12 protein-coding genes and 1 pseudogene are annotated in these 18,187 nt (G+C 60.5%); 5 read left to right on the forward strand and 8 right to left on the reverse strand.

The features are described 5' to 3' along the window. Positions 1–36: 36 nt before the first annotated feature. A complete protein-coding gene (locus ACZ2IA_RS04410; RefSeq protein ID WP_470291357.1) occupies positions 37–2,373 on the reverse strand; it encodes a glycosyltransferase family 2 protein in 2,337 nt (778 codons plus the stop codon). Positions 2,374–2,714: 341 nt separating this feature from the next. Here ACZ2IA_RS04410 and ACZ2IA_RS04415 point away from each other — a divergent pair. Continuing rightward, positions 2,715–3,454 (forward strand): annotated as a pseudogene (locus ACZ2IA_RS04415) (IS5 family transposase). Positions 3,455–3,576: 122 nt separating this feature from the next. Here the strand turns inward: ACZ2IA_RS04415 and ACZ2IA_RS04420 are convergent. The 4 genes from ACZ2IA_RS04420 to ACZ2IA_RS04435 form a co-directional block, all read right to left on the reverse strand. Further along, positions 3,577–4,914 carry a sigma-54 dependent transcriptional regulator gene (locus ACZ2IA_RS04420; RefSeq protein ID WP_470291358.1) on the reverse strand — a complete coding sequence of 446 codons (1,338 nt, stop codon included), beginning with the start codon at positions 4,912–4,914 and terminating at the stop codon, positions 3,577–3,579. Between the two features lie 22 nt (positions 4,915–4,936). Next, a complete protein-coding gene (locus tag ACZ2IA_RS04425) occupies positions 4,937–6,238 on the reverse strand; it encodes a transporter (protein ID WP_470291359.1) in 1,302 nt (433 codons plus the stop codon). A 571-nt stretch (positions 6,239–6,809) separates the two neighbouring features. Then, positions 6,810–7,724 (reverse strand): DUF1853 family protein, encoded by a 915-nt coding sequence (locus ACZ2IA_RS04430; protein WP_470291360.1) that lies wholly within the window; start codon positions 7,722–7,724, stop codon positions 6,810–6,812. Between the two features lie 4 nt (positions 7,725–7,728). Continuing rightward, complete coding sequence (locus ACZ2IA_RS04435) at positions 7,729–8,487, reverse strand: RNA methyltransferase (RefSeq protein ID WP_470291361.1); 759 nt, start codon at positions 8,485–8,487, stop codon at positions 7,729–7,731. A 142-nt stretch (positions 8,488–8,629) separates the two neighbouring features. On the opposite strand from ACZ2IA_RS04435, the gene ACZ2IA_RS04440 reads away from it, so the two are divergent. The 3 genes from ACZ2IA_RS04440 (at position 8,630) to ACZ2IA_RS04450 (ending at position 12,811) form a co-directional block, all read left to right on the forward strand. Then, positions 8,630–9,421 carry an inositol monophosphatase family protein gene (locus tag ACZ2IA_RS04440; protein ID WP_470291362.1) on the forward strand — a complete coding sequence of 264 codons (792 nt, stop codon included), beginning with the start codon at positions 8,630–8,632 and terminating at the stop codon, positions 9,419–9,421. 196 nt (positions 9,422–9,617) lie between these two features. After that, on the forward strand, positions 9,618–12,140 hold the full coding sequence (mutS, locus tag ACZ2IA_RS04445; RefSeq protein WP_470291416.1) for a DNA mismatch repair protein MutS: 2,523 nt from the start codon (positions 9,618–9,620) through the stop codon (positions 12,138–12,140). 233 nt (positions 12,141–12,373) lie between these two features. After that, a complete protein-coding gene (locus tag ACZ2IA_RS04450; protein WP_470291363.1) occupies positions 12,374–12,811 on the forward strand; it encodes a hypothetical protein in 438 nt (145 codons plus the stop codon). Positions 12,812–12,865: 54 nt separating this feature from the next. Here the strand turns inward: ACZ2IA_RS04450 and aceK are convergent, their stop codons facing one another. The 3 genes from aceK to ACZ2IA_RS04465 form a co-directional block, all read right to left on the reverse strand. Then, positions 12,866–14,626, reverse strand: coding sequence for a bifunctional isocitrate dehydrogenase kinase/phosphatase (gene aceK, locus ACZ2IA_RS04455; RefSeq protein ID WP_470291364.1), 1,761 nt, complete (start codon positions 14,624–14,626; stop codon positions 12,866–12,868). 39 nt (positions 14,627–14,665) lie between these two features. After that, on the reverse strand, positions 14,666–15,328 hold the full coding sequence (locus tag ACZ2IA_RS04460; RefSeq protein ID WP_470291365.1) for a pseudouridine synthase: 663 nt from the start codon (positions 15,326–15,328) through the stop codon (positions 14,666–14,668). 220 nt (positions 15,329–15,548) lie between these two features. Further along, complete coding sequence (locus ACZ2IA_RS04465; protein ID WP_470291366.1) at positions 15,549–15,818, reverse strand: hypothetical protein; 270 nt, start codon at positions 15,816–15,818, stop codon at positions 15,549–15,551. Between ACZ2IA_RS04465 and ACZ2IA_RS04470 the strand changes: the two genes are divergently transcribed. Continuing rightward, entirely contained in the window at positions 15,793–18,030 is a 2,238-nt protein-coding gene (locus tag ACZ2IA_RS04470) for an NADP-dependent isocitrate dehydrogenase (protein WP_470291367.1), read from the forward strand. The two genes, ACZ2IA_RS04465 and ACZ2IA_RS04470, sit on opposite strands and share 26 nt — an antisense overlap. Positions 18,031–18,187 lie beyond the last annotated feature (157 nt).

Here is an 18,187-nt window from a genome sequence, read left to right on the forward strand (position 1 = left end):
CAGAGACTGGCTTGAAAAAAGACATATTCGTAACGCTCACCTTGCTCGGCGAATGATGCGCCTGCAAAAACTAATGGTTGGACTGCCATTGCAGTGCTGTTGAACGGCAGTACGCAAGTGGTGGCCGTGATTTCTAATCCATAAAAAAACAATTGATTGGTCGTTTTTTTGCAGAGCATATTGTCTTCCTGTGTCTGTGTGGTTATCGCGAGCGAAGCAATGTTGAGAAGCAATACTGTAGAGATGAATTTGCCCGGTAGGGGTTTCCAGCTTGCCGCAAGGGCTCAGGCTGATGAGCTGGTCACTGTGACTGTCAAGCAGCCCCTGTCTGAGTAGTCCCTTGGTGTTTTTGCCGAGATCGACGTGACTAACAACCATGTATGGCGCATCACCTGAGACTCTTTGGGTATAAGCAACAGCTACTGGTACCTGGGGCTCGCTTCGTACTCGGACTAGCAAGCCGGGTGCCCATCGCAGCTGAGAAGCCAGGGGTTCGACGCCTTGCTGGTGCGCTTCAATTAACCGCACCAACGGCGGGGGGTGAAGCTCTCTGAGTTGTCCCAATTCGAACTGAAGGCTGTTGCCAAAAAGAAACTGCTCTAATGAATGGTGCGCTTCCGCAGAGCTCCATTCAAAGTGCAAGCCAAGATGGTTGTCGCTTCTCTGTATCGGAGAATCGTCGGTATTGATAAAGGTGACAACTGCCTCGCCTTGAACAGCAACACCGGGAAGATGGATTTTCACACCGACTCTGTCATTGAGCGATACGGTCGGGGCAGCTTCGCCCCTATATAGGGCTCCATCCGAGGATAAGTTGGAAGTCAGCCCCAAATAATGTTGACCGTGTAGTGTCAGTGTAATGGGAATGTGCAGCGGGAAGCGGTACTCGTTTCGTTTATTTTTCGCGCGTCGACAACTGAACCAACTAAGGGCTAATCCAGTTGTCACTGTAGTGGCTGCCCAAAAAATGTTTGCGACTCCAGCCCCCACAGGAATGGTGCCATTTTTCATCCTGAACAGCCCTACTGGAATGCTGATAACAGCAAGTAGTGCAACAAAGAGTGATGGGAAAAGCCAAAGCCATGTTTTCCCGGTTTTCGATAGATCTTTGCTGGTTATGGAGAAGTCCATTTTCTTACGGAAAAGTCCTGCGACCGTCGATATATACGCAAAAAAGCGCACCATCGAGTACTGTTCGCTTAGAAAAATCGCACCGTAGCCTCTTCCTAACTCGAGGTATAAGAGTATTGACAGGAGATAATACAATGAGAAAAAAGCGATGAATTTTCCTATCGGTGCAACGATAGGGAGTACGCCAAAAAAGGATACGACTGGTGAGGTCAGGAAAAAGATTAGCTTTTGCCACCCCTCGAAGTAAATAAGTATTGATGCCAAATAGCTTATTTTTTGCGCAAGCGATAGGCCTTGGCCAAATATGATGCGCTCCTTCCTCCATACCTGCATGCCTCCCGTGCCCCAACGTATTCTTTGTTTGAGGAACGGTTCGATGCTGTGGGGCGCCAGTCCGTACGCCAATGTTTCGGCATGGTACACCGAGCGGTAACCTAGCTTATGAAGTTTTATGGAAGTGTGAACATCCTCTGTGACCGTCCCAGTAGCAAAACCATTGATGGCATCGAGCGAGGACCTCCGTATTAACGCACAGCTGCCACAGAAAAACGCGGCATTCCAAGTGTCCTTGCCTCGTTGGATAACTTTAAAAAACAGCGATTGCTCGTTCCAAAATCTTTCGCCTATTAAGCGGTGATTGAACGAATCAACGTTATAACAGTCTTGTGGCGTTTGCACGAACGCTACTTTTGAGTCGTGGAAATAACCCAAGGTCTTCAACAAGAAATCCCTGCGCGGTGCATGATCCGCATCAAAAACGGCTATGAACGCTGCTGCACTGTATTTCAGAGCGTTGTTTAAATTTCCAGCTTTCGCATTAATGTTTTCACTTCGCGCCAAATACTCACAATCCAGCTCTGCGGCAAGGGTGCGCATCTCTTCGCGATTGCCATCGTCTAAAAGCCATGTGACATGTGGGTGCTCCATGTTCCTTGCGGCGAGGAGCGTTCGACGGACCAAATCGACAGACTCGTTGTAAGTCGTTATGAATACATCGACCACCGCGTCAGACATAGGAGGGGGGGAATGGCGAACGCTTAGACGGTAGGTCATCATGACATACATTAAGCCGCTGACGAAGCCGAATAGCTCGGCGACATACAATGGAACAGAAATCAGTATGGCGTTCCAATTAATTGTGGTTGCACGCCAGCCGAGATACCAAAGCCCGCTTACTATGTATGCAGCAACCAGGCAGGTGACGTAGCAGGGTGGCCGCTCAATGATAATGGTCCTGTTCATTTCCCTAAGCTCCCATCCGTGAAGCGAGTGAGGCCCATAACCGCTAATCTTTTCGTCTTTAAGCTGTATGGTAAATTGCTAACCAAATGGATGCAGTTACTTAGACACACCCTCTTTGGGTGTGGTGAACTCGACGGGCATGCGGCAACCCAAGCACAATCTTTTATGCAATAACACTGCCAAATTGGTTTCGAAATACTTTTCTTAATAATTAGTGCTGCCATTCATCATTTTATGGCGCTTAATATTGCCACTAATGACATATTGCTGATTGGACGGCATTCTTAGAGCCGCGAACAAAAATCGGCAGGACAAGTTGGCGCTAAGCCTTGTAGATGGGCATGAGACGTCAACTTGTCACCCAGAAACTGTGGAAATCGCTACAACCGCTGCTCCCCATGCCACCTCGCCGTCGTGGCAAAGGTCGTCCCCGCCTGGATGATCGAGCCGCCCTCAACGGCATCCTGTTCGTGCTCACCACCGGCATCCCTTGGGAAGACTTACCAAGGAACTGGGGTTCGGCAGCGGCATGACTTGCTGGCGACGGCTGCTGGATTGGCAGGAGCAAGGCCTCTGGGACCAGCTCCATCTGGCGTTGCTCACCCAGCTTCGGCAATGCGACCAAATCGATTGGAGCCGAGCCAGCATTGACGGGGCCAGCGTTGCCAGCCCCCGGGGGCCAACAAACCGGCCCCAACCCCACCGACCGTGGCAAGCTCGGCAGCAAACGGCACATTGTTGTAGATGGCCGAGGTCTCCCCTTGGCGCTGTGTATTCCCGGCGCCAACCGGCATGCCTCGATGGTGTTTGAGTCATTAGTTGATGCCATCCCGGCCGTTCCCGGCTTACCGGGCAAACCTCGACAGCGGCCAGACCGACTGCATGCGGACAAGGGCACGATTACTTCCGTTGTCGCGACCATCTTCGACGACGGGGCATCAAAGCGCGCATTACCCGTCGTGGCGTCAACCGCCGTGAACGGCCTGGCCGTCACCGTTGGGTGGTCGAATGAACTCATGCTTGGTTGGCGGGGTTCGGCAAGTTGCGCATCCGCTTCGAACGACGGCTGGATACGCATTAAGCTCTATTGAAGCTCGCCTGCTCCTTGATTTGCTTACGGTTTGTCGAGAAATTTTGTTAGCGGCTCTTAACACAAGGTGCCGCGCTTTTATTCCCTCCTCAGGCCGTATTCGCCAGCTAGTCTTATGTCGCATCAATGGCATCAAGCAGCTGGTGCTTATTCAGCAAGCGGTACAGCGTCGCCCTCGACACCCCCAGCGAACGCGCCACCTTGCTACGGTTACCCTGATTGAGCGCCAGGGCTATCCGCAGCACCTCGCGTTCGGCACTTTCTCTTTCCTTACCCAGCGGGTAAATCAGCGGCTCATTACCCTGCCCCAGTCCCATATCTTTTGGCTTGATAAACCGTCCGGTACTCATGACCAGGCCTTGGCTGAGCCGATTGGTCAGCTCTCGGACATTTCCTGGCCAGGAATGGTTGAGTAGCGCCTGAGCACTCTCACTGCTAAGGCGGCGCTTTGGCACCCCGAGGTTCTCGGCGTGGCGGGCAATCAGGTGCTGCGCGATCGGCATGATGTCCGAAGGGCGCTCACGCAACGGCGGAATATGGATAGTGCAAACGTTGAGCCGATAATAAAGATCCTCGCGAAACTCGCCACGCTTGACCTTCTCAATCAGATCAACGTGCGTGGCCGCCACCACCCGCACATCCACCCCGATTGGATGGGGCGATCCAAGCCGTTCGATCGTCCCTTCCTGCAAGAAGCGCAGCAGATTGGCCTGGGCTTCCAGCGCCATGTCGCCGATTTCATCGAGAAACAGCGTGCCGCCCGAAGCGACTTCGATACGGCCCAGCCGTCGCTCGTTGGCACCGGTAAATGCGCCCTTCTCGTAACCGAACAATTCGGATTGGACGAGGCTTCCCGGCAACGCGCCGCAATTGACCGCTTGGAAAACGGCATGGCTGCGATCCGACAGCCGATGAATCGTCCGAGCCACCAGCTCTTTACCCGTCCCGCTTTCCCCGGTGATCAGCACGTTTGCATGGCTACGGGCAATTCTTTGCGCGTTTCGTCGTAACTGCACCATGACCGGATGCTCACCGATCAATTCACCCACCGGGACTTCTACGTCGTATTGCCGGTGTCGCAGCAACGCCTTGCCACGCAAACGCCCCAGCGTGACCAGTAGCCGCTTCGCATCGATAGGGCGATGATGAAAGTCGTAGCAGCATTCATCAACAAACTGCCTGACTTCCGGCATTTCCAGCTGGTGCTGCTCCAGTAGCACTACCCATTCGAATTCCGTCGACAGCAACACATTACGCAAGCGAGGCAACTGCTTCTCAAACCGTGAGTCGACCAGGAGTAGGCCGCACGCCGTGCTATCGGTATGACGGTTCAGCGCACTGAGGTTGGCGAGGTTACGGACAAGCTGGACACTCCAACCCTCACTCGCCAACGTCTCAAGAAAATCAGGCTCATTTTCGCCCCCTATCACCACGATCTGTTTGGGCAACATAACTACCTCACTTCCTTTCACGCTAGAACGTATAAGGAAACTTCATCGAGACCGAGTAATTCGGCGAGTCAGGCGTCAAGCCAAAGGCCACCGTAGGGATGATGGAGAAATGTCTACTTATCGCATAAGTCAGGCCAAGGTTTATATTGGCCGCGTTCGCCTGGCTACCCGCTACGCTATGCCAACTTCCACCATCCACCTTGGTTTTGCTCCGTTCCCCCAACTGCTGAGCATAAGACATGCCGATACTTAACCGATCGTTGAGGGCAAAGGCCACACCGGCACCCAATTGCCAGCTATTGCCCAACTTAATCGAACCGCCAATATGTTCCTTAGGGTTCGAGCTGATATCCTCGAAATGCTTGTCAAAATAATACGTGTAACCCAGATTAGCAAATACAACGGCCGGATCAGCTGTCTTGACAAACGACACCCCTGTCGTAACTCCCCACAAACCATTCCCGGTTGGCATTTCGTCCGGAACGGAGAGATTGTTGTTACCGGGGGTTGGCCTGACCTTAATCCCGTAAGGTTCTTTCCCGGTTGGCGCCTTCACTCTGACACTGCCGACGATGTCAGGCCTATCGACGTTCTCTTTAACCAACTTGTAAGAAATACCCACCGAAACGTCGCCGAGCCTTGGATCCTGATTCCGTTTGGCTTCTGACAAGGTTGTGGATGACCCTCCTGCTCCTCCAGAGAAATACGAGGCGTCCCTACCGACCATGGGAACATTGATGTCAAACTGCCAACGGGGGGAGGGTGAATAACGGGTTGTCACGTCGAAGGTATAGGTATTGCTTTTGATACGATCGATATTGATACTTCCCAAAAAGATCGAATCTAATGCGAGAAAGCCATTCAGCTTTAGCTCGTGCGTATCATAGTAGCTATAGGAAAAACCCGGCTCGATCGAGAATTTGCCGGACTCAAAAAATCCGCTGGCATTCTGATAGATGTCTTCAACGCTTTTCGGCACCTCATCGACTGTTTTGGTCGTTGATGCGGCAGCACTGTGGATGACGGCCGGTGTTGTCTCAGTGCCTGGCGCAGCAGCGGCGCTCGCTACCGCGCCAGCAGCCGCAGCCGCAGGCGCGGCCGCTGGCCTAACTGTCTTTTGAGGGCTGGAGGTCATGGCAGCCCAGCGACTTTCGAGTGCTTTGAGCCTGGCTTCCAGCGTCTGATTCTCGGACTGCAGGGCCGCCATTTCTTTTTCCAGCTGCGCGACGGTTTTTCCCGCCGCCCCAGCGATGACGGGGGTCGCCGCCAGCGGCGCGAGCAACGCTAGCTGCCATGCAGAATACTTAAGATTCCTGTCCTTCATTGCTCCCCCTCCACCATCAAACAAGAAAAGCCGCCCACAAGAGCATCTCGGCATTACTGTCCTAAACTGCCGTATGCCTTGTTCTGTCTGCGGCTGCATGCCTAACCGGGATCGCTACGCCGGCTTTGTTAGCGACACTACATTCTCACATTGAGAATTATTCTTCTTGCAAATCAAATTAGATGCTGACAATTCATAGTTGTAGGAGAAACCAGATCAATATCAAGCCCAAGAACCACGTACTACCCGGCCGTCGTACGGACCGTTAAGCGATGCTTAAAAACCCCAGCGGAGCGATGCCGTTGGGCTTACAGCCGCTGACAGAACAAGGCGTGATGCAGGACAGCAACGTCGGGATGGCTAGGCTAGGCGTGAAACAGTCGTGCCCGGGAAGGCCCATAGGGATCCAACTGCATCGCAATGTAGGAAGGCGGCAGTGCCTGCCGCGTGGGAAGGGAAGTGAGACCAAAGTTGGCCGAACGGGCGGCCTATAGAGTCAGCCGCGTGCATGCCCGGCTCGGCAGAGAACGAAGCCTGGCTAGCAGCTAGGCGGCCGACTGCGACAGGCCGCTCAGGCCAGCGTGCCGGCGCGGCGCAGCAGCGCGTCGAGCCGCTCCGGGTTGGGCCAGCCGATCGGCACCACGAAGCCGCGCGCGATCTCATGCCAATGGCCGTCCGGGCGCTTCTCGCATTCGGCGACCAGCTGCGGCACGTCGTTGCCGGCCAGTTGCGCCTGCAGCGCCGGCATCGTCTGCACAAACGCCTCGTCGACCCGCGCCGGCGATAGCCAGCGCAGCCGCGGCAGCCACACCCAGCGGCTGTCGTCGCGGCTGACCGGCCACGCCTCGCCGAGCGGGCGCCACCAACCGTGCCACTGCAACGGCGACAGCGGTTCGGCCAACCACGGGCCGTCGCGGTAGCAGAGCGTGCCGCGCAGCACCGAGGCGCAGCGCGCGCCGGCGAAACCGTCCGGCAGCGCCGCCCGGCCCGGCCCGCGCCCGGACAGGCCGAGCTGGTGGTGCAGCTTGTGGTACTTCATGCGCCAGGCGTCGCGCAGGCTCGGCCCGACCAGCGTATCCGGGCCGTCGCCGAGCATCATGTAGTACTTGCAGGCCAGCTCCAGATGCCACGGTTCGCCGTCGATGCGCACCAGGAAGTCGTACTCGCCGACGGTGTCCTTGCCGTCGTGCACCGCCAGGTTGGCCGACACCAGCTGGCAATGCGGCGCGTTGGCGAACCAGAACATCAACAGCCGTTCGGCGTAGCGGCCGAGCCGGCTTACCGGCTCTTCGGCCAGCCAGGCGGCGAGCGGCGCCGAGTCGGCGTCGAGCGCCAACAGGTAGCGGAAGCCGTGCTCGCCCAATAGCGTCGGCAGCGACAACTCGCGCCCGGTCAGCCACGGCGCCGGCGCGGTCAACAGCGCCGCCAGATCGCGAACCTGCTGGTGCTGCAAGCGCCACCACAGCGCGTCGAGCGCGACGTTCATCGGCTTAGTCCTTATCGTTAGCCTTGTCGGCGGTACGTTCGACCTGCTTCCAGAAGCCGCGCAGGATGTCGATTTCCTCGCGTTCGACGCTGGCGCGGCCGAACAACCGGCGCATCCTCCGCATCAGTCTCTCGCTGTTGCGGCGCTCGAAATAGCCGCTCTTGGCCATCGCGCTTTCCAGGTGGCCGAGCATGCCTTCCACCTCGTCGTGCGTCGCCGGCAGCGATTCCTGCTCGAGGTGCGGCAGCGGCATCTCGACCTGGCTGAACAGCTCGTAGCACAGCACCTGCACCGCCTGCGACAGGTTCAGCGAGAAATAGTCCGGGTTACCCGGGATCGTCACCAGCCGGTTGCACAGCTCGACCTCGTCGATCGACAGGCCGAAGGTCTCGTTACCGAACACCAGCGCCACCTGCTCGCCGGCCTTGGCGCGCGCCAGCAATTCCGGCACCGCCTCGCGCGGGGTGGCGAGCGGGGTGGTCAACTCGCGGCGGCGGCTGGTCAGCGCGCAGGCGATGGTGACGCCGGCCAGCGCTTCGGCCAAGGTCGGGACGACGGTGGCACGCTGCAGCACGTCGACCGCGCCGGAGGCGAGCGTGTCGGCCTCGGGATGCGGGAACGCCTTGGGCTCGACCAGATACAGGTTGGTCAGCCCCATGGTTTTCATCGCGCGGGCGGCCGAACCGACGTTGCCGGGGTGGCTCGGGCGTGCCAGCACGACGCGAATGTTCTTTAAAAAATCAGGGACTTCGGGTTTATTCATGAGTGATTGTCGCGTACAATGTCGGCCATATTACAAAGACCCGCGCCAGCGCGGGTTTTATCGTTCCTTAACCCGTATTGTAACGACGCAGGCCGCCCGACGCTCGGGCCGGCGGCGTCAGACCGTGTAGAAAAGGCCAGACATGCATCCCATGCTCAATGTCGCGGTGAAGGCCGCGCGCCGTGCAGCCACCGTGATCCAGCGCGCTTCGCTGAACGTCGACGTGATCCGCTTCGAAAAGAAGAAAGCCAACGATTTCGTGTCCGAAGTCGACCGCAATGCCGAAACGGCGATTATCGAGACCATTCTCGAAGCGTATCCGAAGCATGGCGTGTTGGCCGAAGAATCCGGCGCGCAAGGCATGGGCCAGTCCGAATACGAGTGGATCATCGACCCGCTCGATGGCACCACCAACTTCCTGCACGGTCACCAGCAATACGCGGTCTCGATCGCCCTCGCGCATAAGGGCCAGATCCAGCAAGCGGTCGTCTACGATCCGAACCGCAACGACCTGTTCACCGCCAGCCGTGGCGTCGGCGCGTTCCTGAACGACCGCCGCATCCGCGTCTCCAAGCGCATCAACATGAACGAATGCCTGATCGCGACCGGCTTCCCGGTGGTCAACCAGTCGATGATGGACACCTACCTCGCGATGCTGAAGGACGTGCTGGCGAAGACCGCCGGCGGCCGTCGCGAAGGCTCGGCCGCGCTCGATCTGGCCAACGTGGCCTGCGGCCGTGTCGACGGCTTCTTCGAATTCAACCTGAAGCCGTGGGACATCGCCGCGGGCGCACTCTTGGTACAGGAAGCCGGCGGCATCGTCACCGACCTCGCCGGTGAAGACAGCTGGCTGGAGACCGGCGACATCGTCGCCGCCAACCCGAAGGTACTGGCCCAGCTGCTGCACACCTTCGCGCCGCACTTGAAGGGCTGACCGCTTCACCCTTCCCCAATCGCAACGCCCTGCCCCGTGCAGGGCGTTGTTGCTTGTGGCTTCGGCCAAGCCCGCCGATGCGCGCTACAGCCATCCGGCCCGCGAGCTCCGGTAGAATGGCCGGCTATCGAAATCAAACCGCTTTCAAGCCATGGACCGTGCAGTGAACAAAGACAAGGCCCCCGCCCATACCCCGATGATGGCGCAATACTTCTCGCTCAAGCGGGACCATCCGGACAAGTTGCTGTTCTACCGCATGGGCGACTTCTACGAGCTGTTCTACGAGGACGCGGAGAAAGCCTCGCGGCTGCTCGACATCACGCTGACCACGCGCGGCGCCACCGCCGGCGTCCCGATCAAGATGGCCGGCGTGCCCTACCACGCGGCCGAGGGCTACCTGGCGCGCCTAGTGAAGCTCGGCGAGTCGGTGGCGATCGCCGAGCAGATCGGCGACCCCGCGCTCGCCAAGGGGCCGGTGGAGCGCAAGGTGGTGCGGGTGGTAACGCCGGGCACGCTGACCGATGCAGCCTTGCTCGACGATAAGCGAGACAACCGCGTGCTGGCGTTGAACAGCATCCGCGGCACGCTCGGCCTCGGCTGGATCTCGCTCGCCAGCGGAGAATTCCGCCTGCAGCAGACCAGCGTCGACGAGCTCGCCAGCGAGCTGGAGCGACTGCGCCCGGCCGAGATCGTGCTGCCGGACGGACTGGAGATTCCGCTGCTGGCCCAGTTGGGCATCCCCAGCCAGCGCCTGCCCGCCTGGCAGTTCGACGCCGAGTCGTCGACCGCCACGCTGACCCGCCACTTCGGCACCCGCGACCTGGCCGGCTTCGGCGTCGACGGCATGCATGTCGCGATCGGCTGCGCCGGCGCGCTGCTCGAGTACGTCAAGTCGACCCAGGGCGTGCAGCCCAGCCACATCGCCACGCTGGCGGTCGAGGACGCGCGCGAGCTGATCCGGCTCGACGCCGCCACCCGCCGCAACCTGGAGCTGACCGAGACCATCCGCGGCGAGGCGAGCCCGACGCTACTGTCCCTGCTCGACAGCTGCGCCACCAGCATGGGCAGCCGCCTGTTGGCGCACTGGCTGCACCACCCGATCCGCCGCCACGGCAAGTTGGCCGAACGGCTGTCCGCGGTGCGCGTGCTGCGCGACGCTTGGCAGGAGGTGCGTGGCAGCCTCGCCGAGGTCGGCGACGTCGAGCGCATCACCGCCCGCGTCGCGCTGCGCAGCGCCCGGCCGCGCGACCTGGCCGCCTTGCGCGACAGCCTGACCGCGCTGGAGGCCACTCGGACCTTGGCCGAACGGCTCGACAGCCCGCTGCTGCAACAGCTCGCCGCGGTGCTGCCGCGCGAATCGGAGGTCGCCGCGCTGCTCGCCCGCGCGGTGCTGCCGGAGCCGGCCACCTTCCTACGCGACGGCGGCGTGATAAACCACGGCTACTCGCCGACGCTCGACGAATTGCGCGCGATCCAGCAGAACTGCGGTGACTTCCTCTTGCAGCTCGAGGCGCGCGAAAAGGAGCGCACCGGCATCAGCACGCTGAAGGTCGAGTACAACCGGGTGCACGGCTTCTACATCGAGGTGACCAAGGCGCAGGGCGACAAGGTGCCGGACGACTACCGCCGCCGCCAGACGCTGAAGAACGCCGAGCGCTACATCACCCCGGAGCTGAAGGAATTCGAGGACAAGGCGCTGTCGGCCAACGACCGCGCGCTGATGCTGGAGAAGCAGCTGTACGAGGCGCTGCTCGATACGCTGGCCGTGCATATCGCCGAGCTGAAGCTGGTCGCGCAGGCCACCGCCACGCTCGACGTGCTGGCCACCTTGGCCGAACGCGCCGACACGCTCGGCTACGTCGAGCCGGAATTCGTGCCTGGCGTCGAACTAACCATCGAGAACGGCCGCCACCCGGTGGTCGAGGCCGAGGTCGACCGCTTCATCGCCAACGACACGCTCCTGTCCGACGAGCGCAAGCTGCTGTTGATCACTGGCCCGAACATGGGCGGTAAGTCGACGTATATGCGCCAGGTGGCGCTGATCACGCTGCTCGCGCACATTGGCAGCTTCGTGCCGGCTGACCGCGCGGTGATCGGCGTGGTCGACCGCATCTTCACCCGGATCGGCGCGTCGGACGACCTGGCCGGCGGGCGCTCGACCTTCATGGTCGAGATGACCGAGACCGCCAACATCCTCAACAACTCGTCCGAACACAGCCTGGTGCTGATGGACGAAGTCGGTCGCGGCACCTCGACCTTCGACGGCCTGGCGCTGGCCTGGGCGATCGCGCGCGCGCTGATCGACAAGAACCGCGCCTACACCTTGTTCGCCACCCACTACTTCGAGCTGACCCGGCTCGCCGACGAGTTCGAACAGGTCGCCAACGTGCACCTGTCCGCGGTCGAGCACAAGGACAGCATCGTGTTCCTGCACCATGTCGAGGACGGACCGGCGAGCCAGAGCTACGGCCTGGCGGTGGCGCAACTGGCCGGCGTGCCGGGCAAGGTGATCCGCGAGGCGCGCCGGCACCTGGCCGAACTGGAGTCGCAGGCGGCCAGCGCGCATCGCCAGCCCGACCTGTTCGCCATACCGGTGATCGAGCCTGTTGCCGACGAGCCACACCCGGCGCTCGAGCGCCTCGCCGACCTGGACCCGGACAGTCTCAGCCCACGCGACGCGCTGGCGCTGCTCTACGAACTGAAGAAACTAGCCGTCTAAGCCGCTGTTTAAAAAGCACTTCTGCACTTGACAATGACCGAGCCGACCGCTCGGTCATTTTTTCATTTCAATCTGTAAAATATGTCTTATTTTTAAAACATGGCGCGAGTGATAACGCACGTTATCAATTGCAACCGTTCGTCATCAAGTCGTAAAAAAGCCCGGCATCCGAATCGGGATTTTCTATAGTCAACATCGGTTCGTCGTTAAAAGAAAAGCAGGAGTTTTACGTCATGCAGATCAGTTTGAGTGCTAAGAATCCCGGGCTGGAACGTTTATTCGGTCAGGGCAATAAGGACGGCCGCTTGACGCTGGCCGCCATCCGCGCCCGCGCCAGCCGCCAACTGGCCAAGTTCAGCAACGAGGCTGAGCAGCAGTTGGCCGAGAACACCATTTCGATTCCGCCCGCCGTCGGCCTGGTCAGCTGCCCCAGCTGCGAGCTGACCATCGACAACGAGCACCCGCAGGCCGAGGCGATCCGCGCCTGGCTGACCGGCAACGTCAAGATCGCCAAACGCTTCAAGGAAGTGGAAGTGCTGTTCGAGATCGTCCGCGCCGCCGAGCAGCCGGGCGTGACCCTACCGAGCACATCGTGCTTCCATATCGGCCTGACCAGCGCCGGCCCGGTCGCCTACTTCGAAGACCATCGCTGTGAGGAGCCCGCCCGCTAACAAGGGGGCGGTCGCCAGCACACAAGGGGAACCACGAGGTTCCCCTTGTCGCGTTCAGGCCGCCCGGCCGCTGCGAGGTTGGCCGAAGCGCAGCTGCTGCGGATAGGGGAAGAAGTCCTCGATGAAGCCGGCACGGATCCGCTCCTGCCGGGACTGCCAGAACTCCGGCGTCAACAGGTCGCCGTGATGCTCGAGGAACACCCGGCGTACCGCGGGGTCGCCGAGCAGGAAGGTAGCGAACTCCTCCGGGAACACGTCGGTGCGCGCCACCGGGTACCACACCTCCCCGGACATCTCCATCTCGGGATTCGGCGCCTCGGGGATGCGCCGGAAATTGCAGTCGGTCAGGTACTCGATCTCGTCGTAGTCGTAGAAGATCACCCGGCCATAGCGAGTCACGCCGAAGTTCTTGTAGAGCATGTCGCCGGGGAAGATATTGGCTGACGCCAGCTCCTTGATCGCGTTGCCGTAGTCGCACACCGCGCGCGCCTTCTCCTCGGCGTTCACCTGCGCGAGGTACAGGTTGAGCGGCTTCATCCGCCGCTCGATGTACAGGTGGCGGATCACGATGCGTTCTTCGTCCTCCTCGAGCAGCGACGGCACCTGCGCGCGCAGTTCGGCCAACAGCTCGGCGGTGAAGCGCGCCTTCGGGAACGCCACGTTGGAGAACTCCAGCGTGTCGGCCATCCGCCCGACCCGGTCGTGCTGCTTCACCAGCTGGTACTTGCGCATCACCGTGGCGTGGTCGATTTCTTTCGGCCCGCCGAACACGTCCTTGATCAGCTTGAACACATAGGGGTAGGACGGCAAGGTGAACACCAGCATCACCAGCCCCTTGATGCCCGGGGCGATGATGAAGTTGTCGTTGGAGTGCTGCAAGTGGTGAATGAAGTCGCGATAGAAGATGTTCTTGCCCTGCTTCTGCAGGCCCAGCATCGTGTACAGCTCGCCCTTGCTCTTGGTCGGCATCATCGAGCGCAGAAACTGCACGTAGCCGGACGGCACTTCCATGTCGACCAGGAAGTAGGCGCGGCTAAATGAGAACAGGATGCCGATCCGCCACGGCTCGAGCAGCACCGTGTCGAGCGTCAACCGTCCCTCACCGTCGTGAAACACCGGCACCGCGAACGGGTAGCTGGTGCCGCCGTTCACCACCTTGCCCAGGATCCACGCCGCCTTGTTGCGGTAGAACGGCGTCGCCAGCACCTGGATCTGCAGGTTCGCCTCGAGCACCGGCCACTCGCCGCCCAGATGGGTCAGCGCGGCGCGCAGCACGCAGCCGATGTCGTGCGCCAGGTGCGCGAACGGCGTGTTCCAGCCGAAGTCGCGGACGATCTGGCGCAGCGTCTGGCGCAGCCCGGCGGTGCGCGGGTAATAGCTGCGGTAGGTCGGCGGATCGGATTCGATGTAGTCGGTGGCGATCGCCGGCCGCACGAAGATGAAGTCGTTGTTGAAGTAGTCGCGGTGCAGGATGCGGCAGAACACCGAGTTGAAGAAGGTCTCGGCGCACTCCGGCTGCTTGTGGTTGGTCAACAGGCCGATGAAGTACAGCTTGCTCTGCTGCCAGATCTCGTCGTCGAGCAGGTCGGCGTGGAACTCCTGGCGCAGGCGCAGCACCGTTTCGCTGACCCGGTCGTCGTAGAACTGGATGCGGTCGCGGATGGTCTGCTGGATGCCCGGCCAGTCCTGGTTCTCGAACAGCGTCTTGGCGTAGCGCCCGGTCTCGCGGAACAGCCGGTAGTGCTTGTTGAAGCCCTCTACCAGCACCTGCGCGATGTCGCGCGCCACCGGGTTGTAGTATTCCGGAATCTGCATCGACCTCGTTTCTCCCTTGTGCGTGGCCGACGCATGTCTTTATGGTTTGCGCCTGCGCGTCGACGGAGAATGACCCGATGGCTTTTTCCCGGTCGAGCGTGGCGGCGTTCGGCCAACGTTTGCCTGCGTCATAGCTTGCCTGCCCCCCGGCAAATCGGCAAGGTCCACCGACAGCACCCGGTGTTCGCCCGGCTGCAGGCCTTCCAAGTGCCACGGCCCGATCGCTACCCGCACCAGCCGCAGCGTCGGCAGGCCGACCTTGGCGGTCATCCGCCGCACCTGGCGGTTCTTGCCCTCGCTGATCACGATCTCGAGCCAGCAATCCGGCACGCTCTTGCGAAACCGCACCGGCGGGTTGCGCGGCCACAGCTGTGGCGGCTCGAGCCGGCGCACCGTCGCCGGGCGGGTAACGAAATCGCCCAGGTCCACCCCCGCCTCCAAGGCCGCCAACTGCTCAGCGGCGGGCTCACCCTCCACCTGCACCCAATAGGTCTTCGGCAGCTTCCAGCGCGGATCGGCGATCCGGTGCTGCAGCGTGCCGTCGTCGGTCAGCAGCAGCAGCCCCTCGCTGTCGGTGTCGAGTCGCCCGGCCGGGTAGACCCCCGGCAATGCGATACAGGATTTGAGCGTAGGGTGCAGCGGATGCTCGGAAAATTGACAAATCACGCCATACGGCTTGTTGAGCAAAATCAGTTGGGGCATGGCCAGACCGGCAGCAGGAACAATTCCCCGGATGATAGCAAGGCTGGACACAAGCCGTCGGATAGCCAGACATGCCCCCTCCTCCTGCGGCGCCGGCCAGAGCACCAACGTCCCCAGACCCACTGCCGTTCATAGAGCGGGCAGGCAAGTTAGCGTTTTCACCAACGCCGCGCGGCGGTCGAAGCGCGATATAATTCGCAATTGAAAATTTGCCCGGCAATCAATGGGCATAAACGGTTCGGGTGCGCTTCGAGCGGGGCGGTCGAGGCGCGATATAATTCGTATTTGAAAAGCCAACCGGCAGCCCGCGGGCTTCATCGCTCGCTGCGCCGCAGGCAAAGCGTTGCGCCTGATAGGCCGGTTTTTCCAATACCGTTTCAACACGCCAGCACGGGATGTCGCCCAGCGCCGCAGCCTCCTCGCGCAATCGTTCAATCGTCGCAAGACAATCATGGAGTAAAGTAATGCCATCGCAACAGCCGACCATCATCTACACTCTGACCGACGAAGCACCCGCGCTGGCAACCAACGCCTTCCTGCCGGTCATCGAAACCTTTGCGGCCCCGGCCGGCATCAATATCGCCACCGCGGACATCTCGGTGGCCGCGCGCATCCTGGCCGAGTTTCCCAATTATCTGACTGACGAACAGAAGGTCCCGAACACCCTGGCCGAACTCGGCCAGCTGACCCAGGACCCTGATGCCAACATCATCAAGCTGCCCAACATCAGCGCCTCCGTATCCCAGCTGCAGGCCGCCATCAAGGAGCTGCAGTCCAAGGGCTACGCCATCCCCGACTACCCGGAAAACCCGAGCAGCGACGAAGAGAAGGCGATCAAGGCCCGCTACTCCAAGTGTCTGGGCTCGGCGGTGAACCCGGTGCTGCGCGAGGGCAACTCCGACCGCCGCGCCCCCGCCGCCGTCAAGAACTACGCCAAGAAGCACCCGCACTCGATGGGCGAGTGGAAGCCGTGGTCGCAGACCCACGTTTCCCACATGGAACACGGCGACTTCTACCACGGCGAAAAGTCCATGACCCTGGACCGCGCCCGTGACGTGAAGATGGAACTGGTCACCAAGAGCGGCCAGAGCATCGTGCTGAAGCCGAAGGTTTCGCTGCAGGAAGGCGAGATCATCGACTCCATGTTCATGAGCAAGAAGGCCCTGTACGAGTTCTACGAGAAGGAATTGGAAGACTGCCGCCAGGCCGGCATTCTGTTCTCGCTGCACGTGAAGGCCACCATGATGAAGGTGTCCCACCCGATCGTGTTCGGCCACTGCGTGAAGATCTACTACAAGGAAGCCTTCGAGAAGCACGGCAAGCTGTTCGACGAGCTGGGCATCAACGTCAACAACGGCATGGCCACCCTCTATGAAAAGATCGAGACCCTACCGGCCTCCAAGCGCGAAGAGATCATCCGCGACCTGCACGCCTGCCAGGAACACCGCCCTCGTCTGGCCATGGTGGACTCGGCCAAAGGCATCACCAACTTCCACTCGCCCAACGACATCATCGTCGACGCCTCCATGCCGGCGATGATCCGCTCCGGCGGCAAGATGTGGGGTGCAGACGGCAAGCCGTACGACGCCAAGGCCGTGATGCCGGAATCGACCTTCGCCCGCATCTATCAGGAGATGATCAACTTCTGCAAATGGCACGGCAATTTCGATCCGAAGACCATGGGCACCGTGCCCAACGTCGGCCTGATGGCGCAGAAGGCTGAGGAATACGGTTCGCACGACAAGACCTTCGAAATCACCGAAGACGGCGTCGCCAACATCACCGACCTCGTCACCGGCGAAGTGCTGCTCTCGCAGAACGTGGAAGAAGGCGACATCTGGCGCATGTGCCAGGTCAAGGACGCGCCGATCCGCGACTGGGTCAAGCTGGCCGTCACCCGCGCTCGCAACTCCGGCATGCCGGCGGTGTTCTGGCTCGACCCCTACCGCCCGCACGAAAACGAACTGATCAAGAAGGTCGAGACGTACCTGAAGGATCACGACACCACCGGCCTGGAAATCCACCACATGTCGCAGGTGCGCGCGATGCGCTTCACCCTCGAGCGCGTCGCTCGCGGCCTCGACACCATTTCGGTGACCGGCAACATCCTGCGCGACTATCTGACCGACCTGTTCCCGATCATGGAACTGGGCACTTCGGCCAAGATGCTGTCCATCGTCCCGCTGATGGCAGGCGGCGGCATGTACGAAACCGGCGCGGGCGGCTCGGCGCCGAAGCATGTGCAGCAGCTGCTCGAGGAAAACCACCTGCGCTGGGATTCGCTGGGCGAATTCCTCGCCTTGGCAGTGTCCCTAGAAGAGCTGGGCATCAAGACCGACAACGACAAGGCGAAGATTCTCGCCAAGACGCTGGACGCGGCCACCGGCAAGCTGCTCGACAACGACAAGTCGCCGTCGCGCCGCACCGGTGAACTCGATAACCGTGGCAGCCAGTTCTACCTCGCGATGTACTGGGCGCAGGCGCTGGCTGAGCAGACGGACGACAAGGAGTTGCAGGCCCACTTCGCGCCGCTCGCCAAGACGCTGGCCGACAACGAGCAGAAGATCATCGACGAGTTGAAGGCCGTCCAGGGCAAACCCGCCGACATCGGCGGCTACTACCTCGCCGACGCCGAGAGGTGCAAGGCGGTGATGTGTCCGAGCGCCACCCTCAACGCCGCGCTGGCCGCAGCGCGCGTCTGAGCGACGCAGCGCAAGCGCTAGAAAGGGGCGGCACAGCTCAAAGTGCCGACACTTTACGCCAACTGAAAATGCCAAGGCCCTGCCCTGGCATTTTTGCTTTCCGGCTTGTCGCAGCGGTATTACACCGCTCTCGCGGCGCCTCGAAGATGACGGGATT

It is taken from the genome of Crenobacter sp. CS_VA4, assembly GCF_055597485.1.